This is a genomic window from Adlercreutzia agrestimuris, assembly GCF_943193125.1.
GTDB lineage: Bacteria > Actinomycetota > Coriobacteriia > Coriobacteriales > Eggerthellaceae > Xiamenia > Xiamenia agrestimuris.
The window spans coordinates 390,933-410,377 of record NZ_CALPCX010000002.1; the positions used below are offsets into that span (position 1 = coordinate 390,933).

At 47.1% G+C, this 19,445-nt stretch carries 16 protein-coding genes and 1 pseudogene; 11 read left to right on the forward strand and 6 right to left on the reverse strand.

Annotated features, from left to right (window positions below; translation table 11 throughout):
• Window positions 1-13 precede the first annotated feature (13 nt).
• From NFR28_RS04820 to NFR28_RS04845, 6 genes are all read left to right on the forward strand, one after another.
• Window positions 14-1,087, forward strand: a complete 1,074-nt coding sequence (locus NFR28_RS04820; RefSeq protein WP_251178694.1) for a serine hydrolase — start codon at window positions 14-16, stop codon at window positions 1,085-1,087.
• Window positions 1,088-1,107: 20 nt separating this feature from the next.
• Window positions 1,108-2,184: a zinc-ribbon domain-containing protein gene (locus NFR28_RS04825; RefSeq protein ID WP_251178695.1), complete on the forward strand. Its 1,077-nt coding sequence runs from the start codon at window positions 1,108-1,110 to the stop codon at window positions 2,182-2,184.
• A 20-nt stretch (window positions 2,185-2,204) separates the two neighbouring features.
• A complete protein-coding gene (locus NFR28_RS04830) occupies window positions 2,205-3,860 on the forward strand; it encodes a BspA family leucine-rich repeat surface protein (RefSeq protein ID WP_251178696.1) in 1,656 nt (551 codons plus the stop codon).
• A gap of 99 nt (window positions 3,861-3,959) precedes the next feature.
• The gene (locus NFR28_RS04835) at window positions 3,960-5,033 is read left to right on the forward strand and encodes a hypothetical protein (protein ID WP_251178697.1); all 1,074 of its coding nucleotides are present in this window, start codon (window positions 3,960-3,962) and stop codon (window positions 5,031-5,033) included.
• A 169-nt stretch (window positions 5,034-5,202) separates the two neighbouring features.
• On the forward strand, window positions 5,203-6,423 hold the full coding sequence (locus NFR28_RS04840; RefSeq protein ID WP_251178698.1) for a hypothetical protein: 1,221 nt from the start codon (window positions 5,203-5,205) through the stop codon (window positions 6,421-6,423).
• A gap of 291 nt (window positions 6,424-6,714) precedes the next feature.
• Window positions 6,715-7,245 carry a hypothetical protein gene (locus NFR28_RS04845; protein WP_251178699.1) on the forward strand — a complete coding sequence of 177 codons (531 nt, stop codon included), beginning with the start codon at window positions 6,715-6,717 and terminating at the stop codon, window positions 7,243-7,245.
• A gap of 125 nt (window positions 7,246-7,370) precedes the next feature.
• On the opposite strand, the pseudogene NFR28_RS04850 reads toward NFR28_RS04845, so the two are convergent.
• Together NFR28_RS04850 and NFR28_RS08915 are read right to left on the reverse strand one after the other, a co-directional pair.
• Window positions 7,371-7,985 (reverse strand): annotated as a pseudogene (locus tag NFR28_RS04850) (alpha/beta fold hydrolase); the annotation flags it as partial.
• 18 nt (window positions 7,986-8,003) lie between these two features.
• Window positions 8,004-8,258, reverse strand: a complete 255-nt coding sequence (locus tag NFR28_RS08915; RefSeq protein ID WP_338025905.1) for an alpha/beta hydrolase family protein — start codon at window positions 8,256-8,258, stop codon at window positions 8,004-8,006.
• A gap of 261 nt (window positions 8,259-8,519) precedes the next feature.
• Here NFR28_RS08915 and gatC point away from each other — a divergent pair, with 261 nt between their 5' ends.
• The 3 genes from gatC to gatB are packed head-to-tail and all read left to right on the forward strand — an operon-like array spanning window position 8,520 to window position 11,969.
• Entirely contained in the window at window positions 8,520-8,831 is a 312-nt protein-coding gene (gatC, locus tag NFR28_RS04855; RefSeq protein ID WP_251178700.1) for an Asp-tRNA(Asn)/Glu-tRNA(Gln) amidotransferase subunit GatC, read from the forward strand.
• A complete protein-coding gene (gene gatA, locus NFR28_RS04860) occupies window positions 8,831-10,402 on the forward strand; it encodes an Asp-tRNA(Asn)/Glu-tRNA(Gln) amidotransferase subunit GatA (RefSeq protein ID WP_251178701.1) in 1,572 nt (523 codons plus the stop codon). Before gatC ends, gatA begins: the two co-directional genes overlap by 1 nt.
• Complete coding sequence (gene gatB / locus NFR28_RS04865) at window positions 10,395-11,969, forward strand: Asp-tRNA(Asn)/Glu-tRNA(Gln) amidotransferase subunit GatB (RefSeq protein WP_251178702.1); 1,575 nt, start codon at window positions 10,395-10,397, stop codon at window positions 11,967-11,969. The genes gatA and gatB overlap by 8 nt, the downstream gene beginning before the upstream one ends.
• 83 nt (window positions 11,970-12,052) lie before the next feature.
• Here gatB and NFR28_RS04870 read toward each other — a convergent pair whose 3' ends face one another.
• The 4 genes from NFR28_RS04870 to NFR28_RS04885 form a co-directional block, all read right to left on the reverse strand.
• Window positions 12,053-14,263 carry an FtsX-like permease family protein gene (locus NFR28_RS04870; RefSeq protein WP_251178703.1) on the reverse strand — a complete coding sequence of 737 codons (2,211 nt, stop codon included), beginning with the start codon at window positions 14,261-14,263 and terminating at the stop codon, window positions 12,053-12,055.
• Complete coding sequence (locus tag NFR28_RS04875; protein ID WP_251178704.1) at window positions 14,253-15,074, reverse strand: ABC transporter ATP-binding protein; 822 nt, start codon at window positions 15,072-15,074, stop codon at window positions 14,253-14,255. Before NFR28_RS04875 ends, NFR28_RS04870 begins: the two co-directional genes overlap by 11 nt.
• 199 nt (window positions 15,075-15,273) lie before the next feature.
• Complete coding sequence (locus NFR28_RS04880; protein ID WP_251178705.1) at window positions 15,274-16,419, reverse strand: sensor histidine kinase; 1,146 nt, start codon at window positions 16,417-16,419, stop codon at window positions 15,274-15,276.
• Window positions 16,416-17,090, reverse strand: a complete 675-nt coding sequence (locus NFR28_RS04885; RefSeq protein WP_251178706.1) for a response regulator transcription factor — start codon at window positions 17,088-17,090, stop codon at window positions 16,416-16,418. Before NFR28_RS04885 ends, NFR28_RS04880 begins: the two co-directional genes overlap by 4 nt.
• A gap of 275 nt (window positions 17,091-17,365) precedes the next feature.
• Between NFR28_RS04885 and NFR28_RS04890 the strand changes: the two genes are divergently transcribed.
• Together NFR28_RS04890 and NFR28_RS04895 are read left to right on the forward strand one after the other, a co-directional pair.
• The gene (locus NFR28_RS04890; protein WP_251178707.1) at window positions 17,366-18,877 is read left to right on the forward strand and encodes an alanine/glycine:cation symporter family protein; all 1,512 of its coding nucleotides are present in this window, start codon (window positions 17,366-17,368) and stop codon (window positions 18,875-18,877) included.
• Between the two features lie 19 nt (window positions 18,878-18,896).
• Window positions 18,897-19,166 (forward strand): holotricin-3, encoded by a 270-nt coding sequence (locus tag NFR28_RS04895; RefSeq protein WP_251178708.1) that lies wholly within the window; start codon window positions 18,897-18,899, stop codon window positions 19,164-19,166.
• Window positions 19,167-19,445: the final 279 nt, after the last annotated feature.

Here is a 19,445-nt window from a genome sequence, read left to right on the forward strand (position 1 = left end):
GGGGATGTAAGCCATGGGAAGCCAAACAAGTTTCATAGTTAAGCATAATACATGCTGGATCATGCGCCGTTTGGGGAGTGCTTTTTTGGCAATAGTCCTTGGTATGTCTGTTGCAATAGCTATGAGTTCGTGCTCGTTTTTGGGAAACCAGGAGGAAGATGAGCCATTAGCTGAACAAACGACCAGCTCAGAAGAAACTCAAGCTCCCGAAGACACTGTAAATGCAGACGAAAAAAATTTAATCTCTGCGGCAGATCGCGAGAAACCTGATAAGCCACAACAAAAAATGGATGCGCCCAATAAGATTGATTTTGATTCATTGGAATCAAAGCTTAACGAAATCATTGCCCCTTATGGCGGTTCTGTTTCGGTGGCTTTCGTAGATCTTGAAAGTGGCGAAGCTTTCAGTGTGCGAGGGGGCGTCAGTCAACCAGCGGCAAGTATGATTAAGCTGGTAGTTTTAGCTGAACTGTTTGATCAAGCAGAACAGAATGCGCTCAGTATGGATGATGTCCTGACCATGAAGGCATCTGATGTTGTGGGCGGCACTGGTGTTATTCAGTATGACGATCCGAATACGGAATACACTTTAGGAGAGCTTGCATATTGCATGATCTCAGAAAGCGACAATACCGCAGCAAATATGCTGATCGAGCTGCTTGGCATGAGTGCGATCAATGATGAAGCGCAGAAACTCGGATTAACCTCAAGTGAACTTCGACGTTTGATGATGGATCAAGAAGCCATCTCCGCCGGAATACAAAACATGATGTCGGCAGACGATATCGCATCAATCTTTGCGCAAATTCAAGAGGGGAAATTTTATTCCCCTGAATTAAGTGATATGGCTTTGGAGTTCTTGGAGATGCAAGCTGATAATTCGGGGCTTCAAGCTGGATTGCCTTCTTCAAAAGTATTCGCCCATAAAACCGGAACATTAACCAATATGCAAATCGATGGCGGTATTGTCGAAGGGGATCATCCCTACGTTCTTGTTGTTATGGCTGACGGCATAGATAACGACCGTGCGCTTTCTTTGATGCGCGAAGTTGCTCAAGCTGTTGACGAGCAAGTTGAATCTGCTTAAGGTAACGAATAGAGGAGAGTATGTCCCAACAAAAATATTGCACCACATGTGGTGCGCCACTGATTGAAGGGAAGGCGTTTTGTACATCCTGTGGGGCGCCTGTTACAGCAGGTGATCCGCAGCAAACAACCGCTCCTTCGCTTCCTATTACTAATACCTCAAACCAGATCAACTCAGACGTATCGCAAACAAATAAGGCGAAGAAAAAGCCTGTGGGTTTGATTGTGGTTCTGATCGTTGTGCTTTTGGCAGTTGTTGCTGTGGTTGCGCTTTTTGCATCAGGGGTAATTCGCATAGATCAGTCATCTGATGCAACGGAGACGGTTATCCCAACAGAGCTTGACGAAGCTTCGGTTGATGAAGATGAGGCTTCTGAACCGAAATCGGATGCCAGTGACGATGCCATGGTGTCAACCGCTGAGCGCGAAGAGGTTGAAGAGCGCGAGCGCAAAGAGGCACCCGTGGATCCGAATGCACTTGATCTTAGCGATGAGGAAGATGCCTTTTTGGTTAATAAGTATCTTTCTAACTTTACCGAGATTGGCAATCTTTTCCAACAGTATGATGCAAGCAATACTGCCACCGCTCAGCGGTATGTCTTCGCTTTTGCTTTGGTTTATACAGAGCTTAATGATCCATCAGCAATTTTACCGACCGATGAACCCGAGTATGAAGCACATGCTAATAGCCGAATTCCTGTGAGTGTGCTCAATGAATATGCTGAAACCTATTTAAAAACTTCTATAAGTGAAAACACTTTTAACAACTATTCACGTTGCGTTAATGGCTATGTATATACCTCTGTTTCTGATGACAGAGTTCCTTGGGGAATAGCGAAAGCAACGAATCTGGTCCCTATCAATGACAAAGAATACTTGGTGCAATTTGATATCTATGGTGGCTCTCCTGCTGTAGGTAATGGCTTTCCGGAGCCGCAAGGTTATGACCTAACAAATGAAAACTATTATCGGATGCCCGAAGATGAATTGCGTGACGAATTCGGACTTCCTGCTCAGACGGGGCAGGCCATCATTGAAACAGGTTATGACGATGAGGTGGCTCCATTTAAGCTTATTACCTTTGTGATGTTTCTTTAGGTACTCAGGGAGATGACGAAATGAAGCGTGTAACAAAGATTTTTCTTTCAACTTGTCTGTCCGTCCTGATGGCGGCAGCTTTAGTCCCGACGGCTTGGGCTGGGGAGGAGAACCTGTCGGCTCCAGCACAGGATTTAATTGAGGAAGTCAATGATGCTTTAGCGACTGGAGACAAAGCGCAGTTGCAAAGCGACGCTTCCGTAACTCCTGGTTGGGAGCAGATTGGGACATGTGAATGGAGAAGGGAAGGCGACAGCATCATTTTGCGCCCGATGGGGAATAGCGCCGAAGGTGTTTTGCCTCAGCAGAGTGAGTTGTCTTACGTTTTTGAAGAAACTTGGCCTTGGTCAGATGCGGCAGATTGTGCTGTCTTTCACATAGAGGGATCGGTTGTATGTAGTGATACAGCGTATTATCTCTTTGGAGGTCTGCATAGTCTGGAGCGCATTGAGGGCTTGGAAAACCTCGATACCTCGAATGCAACTTCGCTTGCTCGTATGTTTCAAGGGTGTAGCTCGCTTTCAGAGATCGATCTCTCTACATTAAAGACCTCCAAGGTCACGGATATGTGTGATCTCTTTCGCGGATGTTCTTTGCTGGTCGCCATTGACTTAAGCGCTCTTGACGCCTCGTCTCTTCTGTACGTGAACGACATGTTTTATGGCTGCACCAGTTTAGCTGTCCTGAATGCCAAATCGTTCAGTACGTTAACGTTAGATACGGTAGGTTTGCGAAGCGTGTTTGATGACTGTGACTCATTGCAGGTCGTCGAGTTTGGCAAAGACTTCACCTTACAGGGTTACTTGCCTGATAAAACCTGGTATAACGAAGCAGGAGAAGCGTTTGTTCCGACCACCATTCCAAAAGGCGTTGCTGGAACCTACGCAACATCCAAGGATCTGCTTGAACCTTTGCATGTTCGGCTGAGCGAAACCAGCAAGACTTTGTATACCAATGCTTCTCCCTTTGCCCTTGTGGCAACAGCAACTCCTGAGTGGAGAGCTGGAACAATTATATGGAGCTCGTCGGATCCGTCTGTTGCAACGGTTGACCAAAATGGTCTTGTTACTGTGCATGGCAAAGGAGAGGCCATCATAAGTGCCGAGACAAACGGCGCATCGGCATCGTGTGAATTGACCGTACTGCCAGTTGAAAGCGAGGAGCCCGAAAATCCCGGAGGCGACACTCCTCCGAGTGGAAACCTTCCAAGCGTTCCTGGAGGTAACACTCCTCCGAGCGGAAATCTTCCTAATGTTCCCGGAGGTGATACTCCTCCAACTGGAAACCTTCCGGATGTTCCTGGAAGTGATACTCCTCCAACTGGAAACCTTACGGATGACCCTAACGGTTCAGGTAACAATAAGCCTGGTGACGAGAGTTCGTCAGGCACCAATACTCCTGGCAACTCTCTCACTGGTGAGCCCTTGGATGGTGAAACTGAGGATGGCAAGGGAAGCGACTTGGGTGCAAATGTAGATGATGGTTCGTTGACAAGTGATCCCTCTGATAACAAAGACTCTAAACATGAGGGTGATACCAATGAGAATTCTGCGGCGACGAGTCTGGCTCAGACAGGAGATCAGACCGCAACAGGTTTTCTACTCCTGACATTGTGTGTTTTGGTTTGTTCGATCGTCATTGCTGGTGGTGCACGGTCTCTTTGCGGAAGGGAGTAACTGGTACTCGAATTGGTGGTAGGCTGCGCGCCATGCCGAATTTGATGGCACGCAGCCTACTGTTGTGCTCCGCTGTGATGTGTTTTAAGAGGAAACGGTATGTCAGTAATAAAAAAAGCTATGTACCACCAAAGCAGCTCAATTGACGCAAAGCATGGTTTATATGCAAGTCGCACAAGTATGGTTAACAGAGATTGCCATAGCCATTCCCATGTTCGTCGTCGAAACCTCATATGCGTTATGTTTTGCGTATCATTATTTGGGCTTCTTGGATGCTGTGCTTTTGAAGAAGAACCAGAAACATTGCCGTCTTCCGCCTCTGAAGAAACAGCGGCAACAGATGAAGCAGATCATATTGCCGGCGTTGATGAGAGAGAAGATCTAAAAAATTTAACGCGTCAAGAGTTGCCCGATGATGAAACAAGGGAGCAGCCAGAGCGACTTCAAAGAAGGGATGCGCCTGAAAAAGAGACGCATAGAGAAGCACCTAGAGAAGCTAATAATAAGAGCGAAAGCTATTACGATGAAAGCGAAGAGGTGGATGATTCGGAAGAATTTATTATTGATGACCCTCAAACCGTCGCTTTACTTAATCGGTACCTGACAAATTTTTCAGAGTTGGGCAGCGTCATGGATGGTTTTGATATTGAGGACACTGCTACTTCCGATTCATATATCTGTCTGTTTTCAGCTGGCCATGCGATTTGGCATGATTTCGATAACTTGAATCCATGTCCAACAGCAAGTGGTTTGACCTGGGTGAATATTCCCTATACTGAGCTTCAAGGTTACGCAAATGACTATTTTGGAGAAGCATTAGCTGTGTCTTCGATTGATTCAAACTTAGGGACGTCTCAGGAACAGGAAGCGCTTGTTTGCATAGACACGATTCTTGACGGTGAGGGCGGTGTAGCGCACACAACATCAATTACTGAGATTGGTGAGCAGCGCTACTTCGTTGAATTTGATATCTATAGAGACAAAAGAGTACATTTTGATGAATATGGAAACAATAGGTCTGATTTTGTTGAACTAGACGCCTCCTTTTTCCAGGCCACGCAGGAAGGCTTAACAGACGCACTTGGAAGTCCTATAGCGTGTGGATTTGCAGAGGTTGAAATAGTTGGAGATGAAGATAATCCAATCTTTTGGTTGCGCTCGTATTCGCTTTAGCCGCTGCAATTCGCTTCATGTTTGTTTCATGGTCCTATTGTTCAAACAAACTTGGCCTTTTTATATTTAGCAAAGCCATTTTGTTCCGCTGCACCATAGAGCGGACAGTGCATTGCGAAATGCTTTGTCATGATATATCCATTGGTTTGCTAATTAAGGAGGCAGAAATATGGCTCGTGAACTTGGTGTGGTTGATGTAGAGCAGGTACCCGCGTGGTATTTTGAACAGGTTGTTGATAAGACGTTCTCCGGTCTACAAATGTTTGCCCGAGATGTTAATTTGCCTTCTCAAGTGGTGCAGCAGTACCAACCTGGGACTATTCTGTGTGAACCAACGGTTGTGGATACCACCAGCCGTTATGGTGGTCTTGCAAGATCGCATCGTATAGCGATCCTGTCAAATCATTTGGCAGACGTCAGTGAAATGTTTGATTCTGATAGTGAGGCTGCCGCATGGGGGTTATGTGTGGCTCAAGCACGCTCACATTTTAAAGTACTTGACGTATATGAGGTGGGCACGAAAACGCAGATTCTCCTATTGCATCTGCCCGATGATGAGAACTGGAGGCTTTTTGATCACGTGGTTTTGAGTGTTGAAGAAGACTTCATTGAGGATTGTCGCCAGCGATTTACAGCAAAATGCGATCTTGAACCCATTGCGGAACTCAACACTGAAACATGGTATGACCGAGTGAGTGATCCGGTTGGTTTTTCTGATACGTTTTCACCATGGCCTTTAGAGGTATCGCTCGAGGATCGCATGCAACCCTTAGGACAACTTGATTTTCGTAAGATCCAAGGATCGGTGCTTTACGTGAGAGACGTTGCATCGTTGCTTCATTTAGAGGCGAAGGCGGCGGGTTTCCCTGATGCTATTGTATATGGCTATATTGATGAAGAGGCGGGGCTTAGTATGCAAGTACTTTGCGCGGCTTCACTTTCAGAAAACCGCATCACAATAAGTGACGTCTATGATGATCTGCTGCTGATTCTTCGTTCTGGGTCGGTAAAAGAGCATATGGGCGCGCAGCTGGTTAATGCGGCGCTTTCAGATTTTAGTAACCGTATCAGTGATATTCATGGGATCTATGAGAGAAATCAAGAGGTGGAAAAGACGCGAAACCTGCGCTTTTTAGACAACTTACGCAATGCGGACTATCCTGACGATATTCAGGCAATTCTTTTAAGCGATGCACAACTTGAAGGATTTGAGATGGTCTGGATGCGACTAGTTCGGATTGAAGGGGATTCGATCATAGCGCGACTTCTCAATGAACCAGCACAAAGTGCCTATGGCGTACATGTCGGACAACTGCTGCCTCTTGTTTTTCGTGAGAGTGAAGAGGGGGTTTTTGCATTTGCGCTTGCCGATCAGCCAATACAAGAATAGCGCTCTGGTAAACGTTGTAGCAAAAGCAAAGCTCTTTGTCCGTCGGCGTCTTATTGTTTTTGCGATCTGTCTATCAAAGTGCAATTTGACACGCAATCTGGGGCGCCGCTTTTCGCTCCGATTCTAAGCGTTTCATTTTGGGTGTCTGAGATGCAGCGCGTAGTAAGGAAGCAGATGAGTAGGGGTGCCATAGGGTGAATAACGGGCGATGATATACTGTCGTTTTGTTTGCTGCGCGAGAGGGGAGATATTTCGTGTAGCAATTTATTACAGATTCAAAGGAGAGGAACAATGAAAAAATTACTTGCGTTGGCTTTGAGTGCGTGTTTGACGTTGTTTGTGTGTGGCTGCAGTATGGCTCCCGAGGAAATAGTGGAGTTCACTATTCCTGCTTCAATGACAGAGTATATGGATGTTGATCAGATTACTGAGGTTAGTGGCGAAGAAGGTATTGAGGTGGTAACCAACAACGATGGCAGCATCACTTACTCGATGCCAAAATCAAAGCATGATGAACTCATGAATGAACTTCGTGCGGGATTCGATGAGCAGATTTCCGCTCTTGCTGGTTCATCCGATTACCCGACCATTACTGAAGTAACCACCAATGATGACTATACCAAGTTTACGGTTAAGACTACCTCAGAAGAACTTAGTCTGGAAGAAAGCTTGCTGTCTTTGCAGCTTTATATGTATGGCGGATTCTATAACATGTTTGCAGGTAACACCGATGAAACTAACATCAAAATTGATTACATAAACGCAAACACGGGAGATATGATTGATTCAATTGACTCGGCAAATATGGCTCAACCCGAATAAGGTGTAACTGATTCTTTGTGGCTTTCAGAAACAAAAAAGCCTGCTCGCAGATATCGGACGAGCAGGCTTTTGTTTTGCCGATAATCCGGCTTTATGTTTTCGTTTGAGCAGCGTTGAGTTATCGCTTATTCAAAACGACTGATGAAGTTTTCAACTGCCTCCATTGATTCGTCGGGATGCGTCACGCAAGACATGTGTGGTGCACCTGCAATCAGCGTCCACTCGCATCCAGGAATAAGGTCTACGCCCTCTTTGATAACAAGCGGTGTACCTTCATCGTCAGTGCCAGAAAGCGCCATGCAGGGAACCTTGATGTTCTTGACACCTTCTCGCACATCCCAATCACGCATTTTGCCAGTTACAACAAACTCAGAAGCGCCTTGCATGACCATGTAGCATTCGCCCGTGCCCTCTACTTCATCAATGAGATATTGCGGGTAGTCTCGCTCATAGAGACCCGTAACGTGTCGCTTGTAATACTCATCATACGCGGCTTTAGCCTCAGGCGTGTCGTAGTTGCCGGTGCGCTCAGCCTCCGCAATGGCTTTTTGCATGTCTTCGGGCATGTATCGAATGAGACGGTTGGCTTCTTCAAGCCAAGTTGCAATGCGGACGGGCGAAGAGTTGATAACAAAAGAGTTTACGCCGGTGTCATCTTTCATCATGCACAGCATTCCAAGCATGCCGCCCCATGAGTTGCCAAACAGATGAATGTCGTCAAGTCCGAGTGCTTCGCGGACAGCATAGAATTCGTCTACCTATAAATCGTAGTTATAGAAGCTGTCGTCTTGGTGGGGGATATTTGATTTACCGCAGCCAATTTGATCGTAAAACACGATCTGGCGGCCATAACGATCAGCCATTTCAGCATAAGGCAGCAAATAATTGTGGGTGCAGCCTGGACCGCCATGCAGGATAAGCAGGGTCTTTTTGCCCGGCTGGTTTTCACCAACTATCTTACAGTAGGTTTTGTATCCGTTGTAATCAACGTATTCCTCGCGAATTTCTGCCATCTGAGTTCCTTTCGGTTGTGTGGAGCTACGCTGGGCGGGAAGATTTGCTTCTCGCTCGAACAATTCAGTGTAAAACCCCGATAGTTTTAGTATGCGGGTGCGTATGCAGCATTACAAGTTTGCAAAAGCTTGGTTTGCGAATAAAGACGTAAGCGGAACCGCGTGCGAAAATTTCACGTTGAGTCAAGTGCTGAGTGCGTAAGCAAGCGTGCGCTTTGTTATCATAAACCTCGTATGTTTTTTCGCTGGAAGGATATATCCATGACAGAACATCTCTCTGAACATGACGTTCGGGATATTGCTGAATATGTGCATATCGGCCTCACTGATGATGAGGTTGAGCAAATGACGGTTGACCTGAATGCCATTATTGATTCGTTGCGTCCAATTACCGAGTACGAGCTTGATGGGGTGGAGCCAACATTTCATCCTATTGGATCGTTGTCAAACGTGATGCGTGATGACGTGGTGGTTCCTGGTTTTACCCAAGAAGTTGCGCTGGAAAATGCTTCTAAAACAGAAGATGGGAGCTTCTTGATTCCCTCTATCTTAGGTGAAGGAGGGGACAGATAATGACTCATCAAGTTTTTGGTTGCATGAGCGCGCGAGAGATTCGTCAAGGTCTTGCTGATCGCCAATTCTCCGCCCGCGAGATTGCTCAATCTTCTCTTGAGCGTATTCGTGCGCTTGACGGTGCCACACACGCTTTTTTGGAGACTACTGAAGATTTAGCTTACGAACAAGCAGCACGCATTGATGCGGCGGTAGCTGACGGTACGCTTGCTGAAATGGGTCCGCTTGCTGGTCTTCCGGCCGCCTTTAAAGACAACATGAATCTGGTGGGAACCCATACCACCTGTTCATCGCGCATGTTGGCAAATTACGTTTCGCCTTATACCGCAACGTGCGTTGAGCGTATGATAGCGGCAGGCGCTCTTCCCTTGGGCAAGCTGAACATGGATGAGTTTGCATTTGGCTCATCAACTGAAACAAGCGCTTTTGGCCCAACGCACAACCCTTGGAATCTTGCTTGTGTTCCTGGTGGTTCATCAGGTGGCTCAGCTGCAGCGGTTGCAGCAGGTTTGGTGAGCGTGTCGCTTGGTTCAGACACAGGTGGCTCTATTCGCCAGCCCGGTAGCTTCTGCGGACTGGTGGCAGTTAAGCCAACCTATGGTGTGGTCTCGCGCTATGGCGTTGTTGCTTTTGGTAGCTCCCTTGATCAGGTGGGACCATTTACGCGCACGGTGGAAGATGCTGCTTATTCGCTCAACGCACTTGCAGGTCGTGACCCGCTTGATTGCACCAGCCAGCATATCACCACCGATTTTACGGCGAACTTAGCGCAAGGTGTGCGCGGAATGCGCATTGGTATCGTGCCTGCTTTTATGGAAGCGCAAGGCTTGACTGCTGAGGTTAAGGCGAAGGTTGAAGAGGCGGCCGAGCATCTGCGTGCGCTGGGAGCTGAGCTTATTGAAGTTGACCTGCCCAACGCCCAAGCAGCAATGAGCGCCTATTATGTGCTTGGACCGTGTGAGGCGTTTAGTAACCTCGCGCGCTTTGACTCTATTCGCTATGGTTATTGCGATCCTGGTCATAAGGACATGAATGGGCAATATGATGCAAGCCGCGAGATTGGCTTTGGTCCAGAAGCGCGTCGTCGCATCATGCTCGGAAGTTACCTGCTTTCTGCTGGTGTATACGATACGTATTACTATCCCGCTCAGCAGGTTCGCACGCTCATTACGCAAGATTACGCGCGTGCCTATGAGCAGGTAGATTGCATTTTGGCTCCTGTAGCACCGCGAACGGCATTTGAATTTGGCGCCATTTCAGATCCTACAGAGATGTATCTGTCAGATATGTTTACTATTTCTATCAACATTGCAGGCAACGGCGGCATGAGCATGCCGGTTGGGTTAGGTGCTGATACAGGATTGCCTGTGGGTGTACAGCTTATTGCACCGCAGTTCAAAGACGAAAACATGCTGCGCGTAGCGGCGGCGCTTGAGAGCGTGTATGGCCCCGCTCCTGTAGCTACGTCGTTTGTGCCGCAATCTGATTTGAGTGCGCCGGCAAACATACCCGATGCGCGCGATGCTGTGCCAGGTGTTGTTTTGGGAGAGGAAGGTGAGTGCCGTGCGTAGTCTTGAAGAGGTGCTCGTTGACTGGGAAGCGGTCATTGGTCTTGAGATCCATGCCGAGCTCACCACGCTTGAAACCAAGATGTTCTGCAATTGCAAGTTGGAGTTTGGTGCTGATCCTAATACTCACACCTGCCCCGTCTGTCTTGGTCTTCCCGGTGCGCTGCCAGTGCCAAACCGCGCAGCTATCGAATCTATCGTGCTTGCTGGTCTTGCCACTAACTGCGACATTGAGAAGCGCTCGATGTTCTATCGTAAAAACTATATGTATCCCGATATGCCCAAGAACTTCCAAACTACGCAAGGTCCTGTTGCGTTTTGCATGCGCGGGCACCTTGATTTAGATGTGGACGGACCGGCGGCAAAAGAGCGCTATCAGCTGGATAAGCTTGAAGTAGGTCAGGAACGCGAGAACATTGTTCGTACTGATTCAGGCTACAAAGCGCATGTGGGCATTACGCGTATTCATATGGAAGAAGACGCTGGCAAAATGGTGCACTTGGGCGGTGGCGAAGGCCGCATTGCTGGTGCAACTCATAGCTTGGTTGATTACAACCGCGCAGGAACGCCGCTCATTGAGTTGGTAACCGAGCCTGACCTGCGCACGCCCGAAGAAGCGCGCTTGTTCATGCAGAAGCTTCGTCAGATTTATTTGGCTATTGGTATTTCTGACTGCTCCATGGAAGAAGGATCGTTGCGTTGCGACGGTAACGTTTCGCTGCGCCGCCGCGGAGCCAAGGAGTTTGGAACAAAGACCGAGCTGAAAAATATGAACAGCTTTAAAAACCTTCATGACGGTTTGGCGTATGAGATCTGTCGCCAAGCTGAGGTGCTTGAAGAGGGCGGACAGATCTATCAGGAGACGCGTCATTGGGATCCCTCGCAAAAGCGCACAATCGTTATGCGTGTGAAAGAAACCGCTGATGACTACCGCTTGTTCCCTGAGCCCGATCTGGCACCCTATGATTTGTCTGATGAGTTTATTGAATCAGTTCGTGCGAAGTTGCCGGAACTGCCTGAGCAGAAAGCAACACGTTTTGCGCAAGACTATGCGCTATCTGCTTATGATGCGCGTCATTTGGTGGAACATCGCGAAACAGCAGCATTCTTTGAAGAGTGCATGCAGCTTGCTGGTGCTGATGCGGTAACGCTCTCAAAGCCAGTAGCAAATCTCATCATTAATGATGTAACCGCATACCTCAATGCTAACGAGGGCGTAGTTTTAGCCGATACGCAATTTACGCCAGCTCGCGCAATTGAGCTTGTGCGTCTTCTGGCTGATGACACGATTTCATCGAAACAAGCAAAAGAAGTCTTTGCTGCCGTCATGGAAGAAGGTCTTGACCCAAGTGCCATCGTTGAAGCACGTGGCATGAAACAAGTGAGCGATACTGGAGCAATTGAAGCAGTCATTGATGGGGTACTTGCGGCCAACCCTGATAAGGTTGAGCAGTACAAAGGTGGCAAGACGGGATTGATTGGCTTTTTCGTTGGTCAGTGCATGAAAGAGATGAAAGGTCAAGGAAATCCCAAGGTCATCAACGAGCTCTTGGCGAAGAAGCTTTCGTAGTTATTGAGCACTCAGTTGTGAAATAAGAAAGCGCCGATCGCTTGTTTTGCGATCGGCGCTTATTATTGTGTGGTGCTAAAAAACTACTTTGCGTTTAAGTTGCTTTTGACAATGGATCGAGCGGTAAGGTATGTAATGAGGAGATATCCTCCATATACGACAAGAACCAGTCCAAGCGTCATAAGTATAGGTGCAATAGGAGAAACACCAAACGCGCTAAACATAGAGTTTGTGAGTACATATATAGCACATGCGCTATGACAAAGTGCTAGTCCAAGAGGGAGCAGGAAGTAGATAAGTATCTGCACCAAGATGGAATGGTTGATGGTGCGAGAATCGCATCCGAGTTTGTAGAGTGTTTGGTAGCGCTTTGAAGCATCTGATATCTGTGAGAGTTGTTGAATAGCAAGGATAGCTGCAGTTGATACGAGGAAGATCAACCCGATATAGAGTGCCAAATAGGTGATCATAAGACGCATGCCATTCGCCTGGACAATCATCTCATTTGAGGTTAATAGACGCGTTACTGGCCAAAGCAGACTTGCCCACTGTTCGTTAGCGCCGGCAGCTCCTTTTTCAAATCCACCCAGGTCAATAGGTTGCACGCTTGCAATGATATCTGCGAGCATCTGGTCATTTTCTTCGTCGCTTAAACCGTTGTTAGCATACATGATATTGAGGCGCTGAGTATCGGGAATAAGTACTTCTGCCTTGAGCGCATTTATTGTTTCGTTATCCAAAACAAATACTAGGGTTGAAGCCTTCATCATGTTGTCTTCTAATTGCGTGGTGTACAAAGGCCCTTCAAGGGTTACGGTTTTTCCTGCAACCTCAAATGAGACCTCGCCTTGCAAAAGACTTTGAGCCAATTGTTCCGACAATTCAAGATTGTTAATCAGGGCACAACTGCCTGGATTAAGTTGGATTTCGTCTTGGTTTTGCAGTGCTCGTGTTGCGTTGAATTGGTCAAGCGAAATAACCGAGACACGGAAATCGCGCACTGAACCCAAGGAGTCCAGATTTAATTCTTGATTTGGAAGCTTTTGTTGTACCTGATCAATGAGCATTCCGTAGGTGAGATTGGGAATGTCATAAAAATCTATTTGTGCACTTGTGGCTACTGTTTGATCCCAAAGTTCCGGATTGCCATCACGAAGGCATGCGGCCATATCCCATTCATACGAGTCGGCTTGCGCTAATCTCTCTGGCGCGCCTTCTTCCATTTCCTGTCGACGCTGAGTGATGTCATCTGATGAAGATGCAATGGTTCCATCCGGACCATACCATACCGCTGCATCTAAAGTTGCACTGTATGGGTTTGCTTCAATGGTATTGGTGACAAAGATGTCAATCATGCCCATGCCAGCCGAAAAGACCGTAATTGAAAAGAATAACAGCACGCATACCACCCAAAGGGAAGCGAATGCGCTATTAACGCGGCTTGCAATTTGCCTTAAGGTAAAGGGGCGAATTCCTTTAAGGTATATGCGTTTTGCGCGTGTTAGTACGGTAATAACAAACCCTGAAAGCGACCAGAAGAACAAAAGCGAACCTACAAGCATGCAAATGGTTGCGCCGAAAAACTTCGGATCGTCAAGCATGACCAGCCCGTTTTCGTTAAGAAGCACATAGCCGCATGCCAAAATACCCAACGAAATCAAAAATACAATAAAACATGCGATAGGGTTGCGTATGCTGGTGCGCTCGTTTTTTTCGTCAGCATGAAGAAGATCAATAAGCTTATAGCGGTTGATGGCCGTGGTGTTGAGCAGCGCTACTAAGATATAAATAATGGCGAAGCAGGTCAGCGTTGTTATGCAGCCATCAAGCGAGAAAATGAATTGATACTGCGTCATGGTCACCTGAAAGAGCAGTGCGGTAAAAAAGGAGAGCGCTTGAGAAAGCAAAACGCCCACTCCCAGACCGATGAACAAGGAAACGCAGCCTACGATCATGGTTTCGTACAGCACCATACGGGAGACATGGAGCGAATTCATGCCTAAGATAAGGTAGGTGCCAAATTCTTTTTTGCGCCTCCGAATCAGAAACTGGTTCGCGTAGAGAATGAGAAATGCAAGTACTACTACAATGACGCCAGAGAACATATTGAGGAACTTTTGAGTTGAGTCAAACATGCGCGAGGATGCGTTTGACTGCAAGTCAAAGAGCACTTGTTGGCCACCGATGGAGTTGAAGGCGTAAAAGACTGCAACTCCAAACAGCAAGGTGACAAAATAAATGGCGTAATCTTTGATACAGCGGCGAATATTGCGCAGAGCAAGCTTAAGATACATGACCTGCTTCACCCCCAAGAAACGCTACAACTTCCATGATGCGATTAAAGAATGCATCATGAGAGTCATCGCCTCGACGCAGTTCGTTAAAGAGCGTGCCGTCTTTGATGAAAATCACTCGTGATGTGTATGAAGCGGCGAAGGCATCGTGGGTAACCATCATAATTGTGGCTCCCATCTGGGTATTCATCATCTCTAGCATCTCAAGCATGATGGTAGCTGAGCGTGAATCAAGTGCACCAGTTGGCTCGTCAGCCAAAACAAGTTGTGGATCAGAGATCATGGCGCGCGCAGCAGCTATGCGTTGTTTTTGGCCACCGGACATCTGATAGGGGTATTTTGAAAGCACATCACTTACTCCCAATTGGGAGGCAATAGCATTAACGCGGGGAGGAATCTGAGTTGCGGGAGTGCCTTTAATAGTAAGAGCAAGTGAGATGTTTTCAAAACCTGTAAGGGTGTCGAGCAGATTGGAATCTTGGAAGATAAAGCCCAAATCATCTCGGCGGAACTTCGTAAGTGCGCGCTTGGAGAGAGTGGTGATGTCTCTACCAGCAACATAGATATGTCCGCTGCTTGCGGTGTCAATGGTGGAAATGCAATTGAGAAGCGTTGTCTTGCCGGAGCCGGATGGACCCATAATGGCAACAAATTCACCCTGTTCTACATCAAAGGAGATGCCTGCCAAAGCATGCGTCAGTGACTCTTTGCTGCCATAGACTTTTTCAAGACCTCGCACTGAGAGGAGTGAGCCTGCGTAAAGAGGGGTGTGAGCACCGGGAACTGCTGGTGTGCTGTAAATCTCTGTCATGATTATTTGCTCCTTGTAACGCGGGGTGCTTGATGGGCAATTAATGCGCCAACAGCCAAGACGGCTGCAAATGCAACGCATAGTTTAGCGGGAGTTTTCATGGGTATCCTTTCGATAGGTAGGTAATTGCGTTATTTTCGCCACTTCCTATCCTAGAAAAGACAACTTACGCTACCAATCGAATTGGCTTACACCTACCTTACGAATTTGTTAGATAAGCTAAGCGCTTTCGGTCATGAGGAAATGCAAGGATGGCGCGAGTGCCACTTCCTTCTTCGCTTGCAAGCATTACGTTGAGTCCGAGCGAATCACACAGACGTGCTACAAGATATAACCCCATGCCCGTTGCGCTGCCATGTTTCCGACCGACGCTGCCAATGTAGCCGCGTTCAAAAACGCGAGGCATGTCGGCAGCGGGAATGCCGCAACCATTGTCAATGACTTCCAAAATGGTGCGCCCGAATGGGGTGTTTGCGTCTTCTACGCGCGCAACAAACGTGAGAGTTGTGGCATCGTATTTGGCGGCATTAACAACGAATTGGCTCAAGATAAAGGTTATCCACGCTTCGTCGGTGAGTACCATCAAATCTGGATCAAGGTTGAAGTTGAGAGAAATGCCGCGTTCTATTAAAAGCCGCGCATTACGCTTGCATGTTTCTTGGCATATGTGGGCAAGATTTACTTCGCGAATGGCATAGTCTTTGGAGGCTGCAGCTGATCGGGCATAATAAAGCGCCTGATCAACTTGAAGTTCAATCCGTTCAATTTCACGAGCAATTTTGCTTGATTGCGCATCGTGGGTATGCGATAGCATGAGTTTGATAGCAGCAAGAGGGGTTTTGATTTCGTGAATCCATGCTTCAATATAATTTCGGTATGCGTCAGTTTGTTCAACCATGCTTTCCTGTTCAGCATTGGCTTTTTTGGAAACAATCGCAGCAGATTCGTATGCTATTCGCCCCTCCAAAAAAGAAGGTTCAGTTATGAGCGAGGTGAAGTAAGTAGCCGCACAAAGGCTTTCAAGGGTTGTTTGTAGATTGCGGTAGAATGCCACCTTGCGCACATAATTAAGAATAAACGCTGTCAAAAAACAACCCGTTATAACGCCAATAATTGCTATGATGCCAGCTGAAGATACGCCGAGTGTTTTCAGCATAATGCCAACAAGCATGTCGCAAAACAGAGCAATGACAAGCACAAAGGCATGATCGCGAAGGTATGAGGCCAGTGAGAACGCGGGAATGTCAGTCTGAAATGAGCAGTCGGACAAAAGCGGCTTGTTGTCTTTAATTGGAGTGCTTGTACCAGGCAGAGGATCGTGTGGTGGCAGCTGTGTTTCGCTCAAACTGAATACCCCAATCCACGTCGAGTTATTAAGAAATCATCTGGAACACCCAGTGAGGTCAGGGTTTTTCTGAGGCGGTTGACATTTACGGTTAGTGTGTTGTCGTCAATGAAGGCATCTGACTCCCAGAGCGCGCACATAATTTCGCTTCGAGGGATAACAGTTTCGGGTTGTCGCATAAGAAGCTGCAAAATGCGTTGCTCGTTGCGCGTGAGCTCAGCAGTTTTACCATGATAGGTCACCGTAGCTTGAGAGGTATTGAGCTCTACATCTTTGTAACTGAGAATAGTATCGCTGCGTGTTTGTGCACTGCGTCGCAAAGCTGCTTGAATGCGCGCAAGCAAAACTGCTGGTCGATAAGGCTTCGTAACATAATCATCTGCGCCGATATTCATGGAGAGTACTTCGTCAAATTCGTTTTCAGATGACGTGAGCATGATGATGGGAACAAGTGATTGTGCTCGAATATCGCGGCAAATCTTATGGCCATCGGTTTGTGGTAGCTTTAAATCTAAAATGACACAGTCGGGCTGGGAGGCAATTACATGATCAGCCGCTTTAGTGAAGTTGTCTGTCACTACATCAGCATTCATGTCTGATAGCTCAATAATGTGAGCCAGTTCTCTACTAAGCGAAGCGTCGTCCTCAATTATGCATATGCGCGGTATCACGTGGCTCTGCTCCTTGTTTGCAACTTGCGTGCAACGTGCCGAATGGAGTTTGATTCTATTGTAGCGAAATGCTTCTGGTAAAAGCTTTCATTTTTGTAAGGTTCCCTAGTGCACGTGTTAAAGGGGTGTACCAAGGAAGAGGTTTCTGTATCACTCCTAATGGACAATGGAGCTTGAAATACCATAAATAGCTTGCAGTTCTGCGTGGCTTTACAATTATTTCCTCGTATAATTAACCAGTCATGCACTTTTTCGCATAACGAGAGAGGATTCATATGGATTTCAACGAGATGTTGATCAACGTGACGGGGGAGATAGATACTTTTCTGTATACCTATATCCTCGTTATCTTGCTGGTAGCTGTAGGAATTTGGTTCTCAGTGAGAACTAAATTCGTGCAGATACGCTACATCAAGGACATGTTTACGCAGCTGCTTGAGAAAAAGCATGTTCCTGGTGAAAAATCAATTTCGTCATTTCAGGCGCTTATGGTTTCAACTGCTTCACGCGTAGGTACTGGCAATATTGCCGGCGTTGCAACCGCTATTGCAACAGGTGGGCCAGGTGCTGTCGTGTGGATGTGGATCATGTGCATCATTGGCTCTGCATCAGCATTTATTGAGTCAACACTTGCTCAGATTTGGAAAGTGCGCGCAAGTGAGGGTGAGTACCGCGGCGGTCCTGCATATTATATTAACCAAGCGCTCGGTAAGCGTTGGATGGCTATCCTGTTCGCAGTGCTGCTCATTTTGTGCTTCGCTTTTGGTTTCAATGGATTGCAGGCATTTAATGCTGCGTCGTCGCTTGAGCATTATGTTCCAGATTACGCTACAAACGGTACCGCTATTGCTGTTGGTATTGTACTTGCAGTTATGACGGCGTTTGTTATTTTTGGTGGTGCAAAGCGCATTTCAATTATCACATCGGTAATTGTTCCTATTATGGCAATTGCTTACATTGCGCTTGCTATTTGGACAACCGTCACCAACATTACTTGGATTCCAACGGTGTTTGCAACGATGTTTGCATCAGCCTTTGATTTCCAGTCAATTGCAGGCGGCTTCGCTGGATCAGTGGTTATGCTTGGTATCAAGCGTGGCTTGTTTTCAAATGAAGCGGGCATGGGTTCAGCGCCAAACGCTGCAGCAACAGCAAGTGTGTCTCACCCGGTTAAGCAGGGTCTGGTGCAAAGTCTTTCGGTGTATATTGACACGCTCTTGATTTGCACCTGCTCAGCAATGATGGTTATGGTCTTTTATGTTCAGGACCCTGAACTTGCCACAACGCTTAATGGTATGCCGCTTGTGCAGATGGCTGTGAATAACTCAGTCGGAGAGTTTGGTATCCATTTCATGACATTTGCCATCTTTGCTTTTGCCTTCTCAAGCTTGATTGGCAACTATTTTTACGCTGAGAGCAACTTCCGTTTTATTACCAAGAACCGCTGGGCGTTGCTCGTATTTCGTATCGCATGCTTATGCGTGATTTACTACGGTGCTGTTAACAGCTTTGACTTGGCATGGAACTTGGCAGATATCTTCATGGGCTTCATGGCTATCGTGAACCTTATTGCAATCCTTTTGCTGGGCAAATGGGCTCTCGCTGCGCTTGCTGACTATACGCAACAGAAAAAAGCAGGCTTAGACCCCATCTTTGTCGCGCAGAACATCCCCGGATTACCGAAAACGGAATGCTGGCATGTTGATGAGGTGGAAGATTATGGTATGCCGCCAGTAAAAGAGTATATTGAAGAGGCAATTGACATGGACAGCGGCGGCTTGAAATAGCCGAAACGGGGAGGATGCAATGACCGAAGAAAGACGACCTGGAGACTGGCAACACAAGGCCCAGCGTCAAGATGCAAACACCATCATTAAAGACCCGAATGCCAAGCCATGGTATAGACAAACTTTTTGGATTATCTTTTTCTTGCTGGTGTTTTGGCCTGTTGGCATTGTATTTGCGTGGCGTAGTGATTGGCACATAGCCGCCAAAATTGTAGCAACCATATTCATAGCATTCTCGGTTTATTGTTCGCTAACCATGTCGCAAATGGTTGCGCAGATGCAAATGTAGACATGGGTTGCTTTTTGCTCGCTTCGTGCTGAGAGTTTTAATTGCAAAAGGGGTGTCGACAGGTTCGGCACCCCTTCGTTTGTTCGCCATGAACCCGTTCGCGGCTTTCGATATAACAATCTGTTAAAGATGCTGTACTTTATCACTCTACTGTACTAAAGTACAAGAAGCAAACTCGAACACCACCACTTAGACTTTGCGGTGAGCATGTATGCTTGTCCGCTCACAAAAAAACCTCGTCAGTCGTGTGCTTGAAATGTGGCTTATCGCAACGAAGCG

Bases quoted from the DNA above. Each gene is read 5' to 3' on its own strand.
- NFR28_RS04820 (WP_251178694.1), top strand. From the start codon at position 14: ATGGGAAGCCAAACAAGTTTCATAGTTAAGCATAATACATGCTGGATC.
- NFR28_RS04825 (WP_251178695.1), top strand. From the start codon at position 1,108: ATGTCCCAACAAAAATATTGCACCACATGTGGTGCGCCACTGATTGAA.
- NFR28_RS04830 (WP_251178696.1), top strand. From the start codon at position 2,205: ATGAAGCGTGTAACAAAGATTTTTCTTTCAACTTGTCTGTCCGTCCTG.
- NFR28_RS04835 (WP_251178697.1), top strand. From the start codon at position 3,960: ATGTCAGTAATAAAAAAAGCTATGTACCACCAAAGCAGCTCAATTGAC.
- NFR28_RS04840 (WP_251178698.1), top strand. From the start codon at position 5,203: ATGGCTCGTGAACTTGGTGTGGTTGATGTAGAGCAGGTACCCGCGTGG.
- NFR28_RS04845 (WP_251178699.1), top strand. From the start codon at position 6,715: ATGAAAAAATTACTTGCGTTGGCTTTGAGTGCGTGTTTGACGTTGTTT.
- NFR28_RS08915 (WP_338025905.1), bottom strand. From the start codon at position 8,258: ATGGCAGAAATTCGCGAGGAATACGTTGATTACAACGGATACAAAACC.
- gatC (WP_251178700.1), top strand. From the start codon at position 8,520: ATGACAGAACATCTCTCTGAACATGACGTTCGGGATATTGCTGAATAT.
- gatA (WP_251178701.1), top strand. From the start codon at position 8,831: ATGACTCATCAAGTTTTTGGTTGCATGAGCGCGCGAGAGATTCGTCAA.
- NFR28_RS04870 (WP_251178703.1), bottom strand. From the start codon at position 14,263: ATGTATCTTAAGCTTGCTCTGCGCAATATTCGCCGCTGTATCAAAGAT.
- NFR28_RS04875 (WP_251178704.1), bottom strand. From the start codon at position 15,074: ATGACAGAGATTTACAGCACACCAGCAGTTCCCGGTGCTCACACCCCT.
- NFR28_RS04890 (WP_251178707.1), top strand. From the start codon at position 17,366: ATGGATTTCAACGAGATGTTGATCAACGTGACGGGGGAGATAGATACT.
- NFR28_RS04895 (WP_251178708.1), top strand. From the start codon at position 18,897: ATGACCGAAGAAAGACGACCTGGAGACTGGCAACACAAGGCCCAGCGT.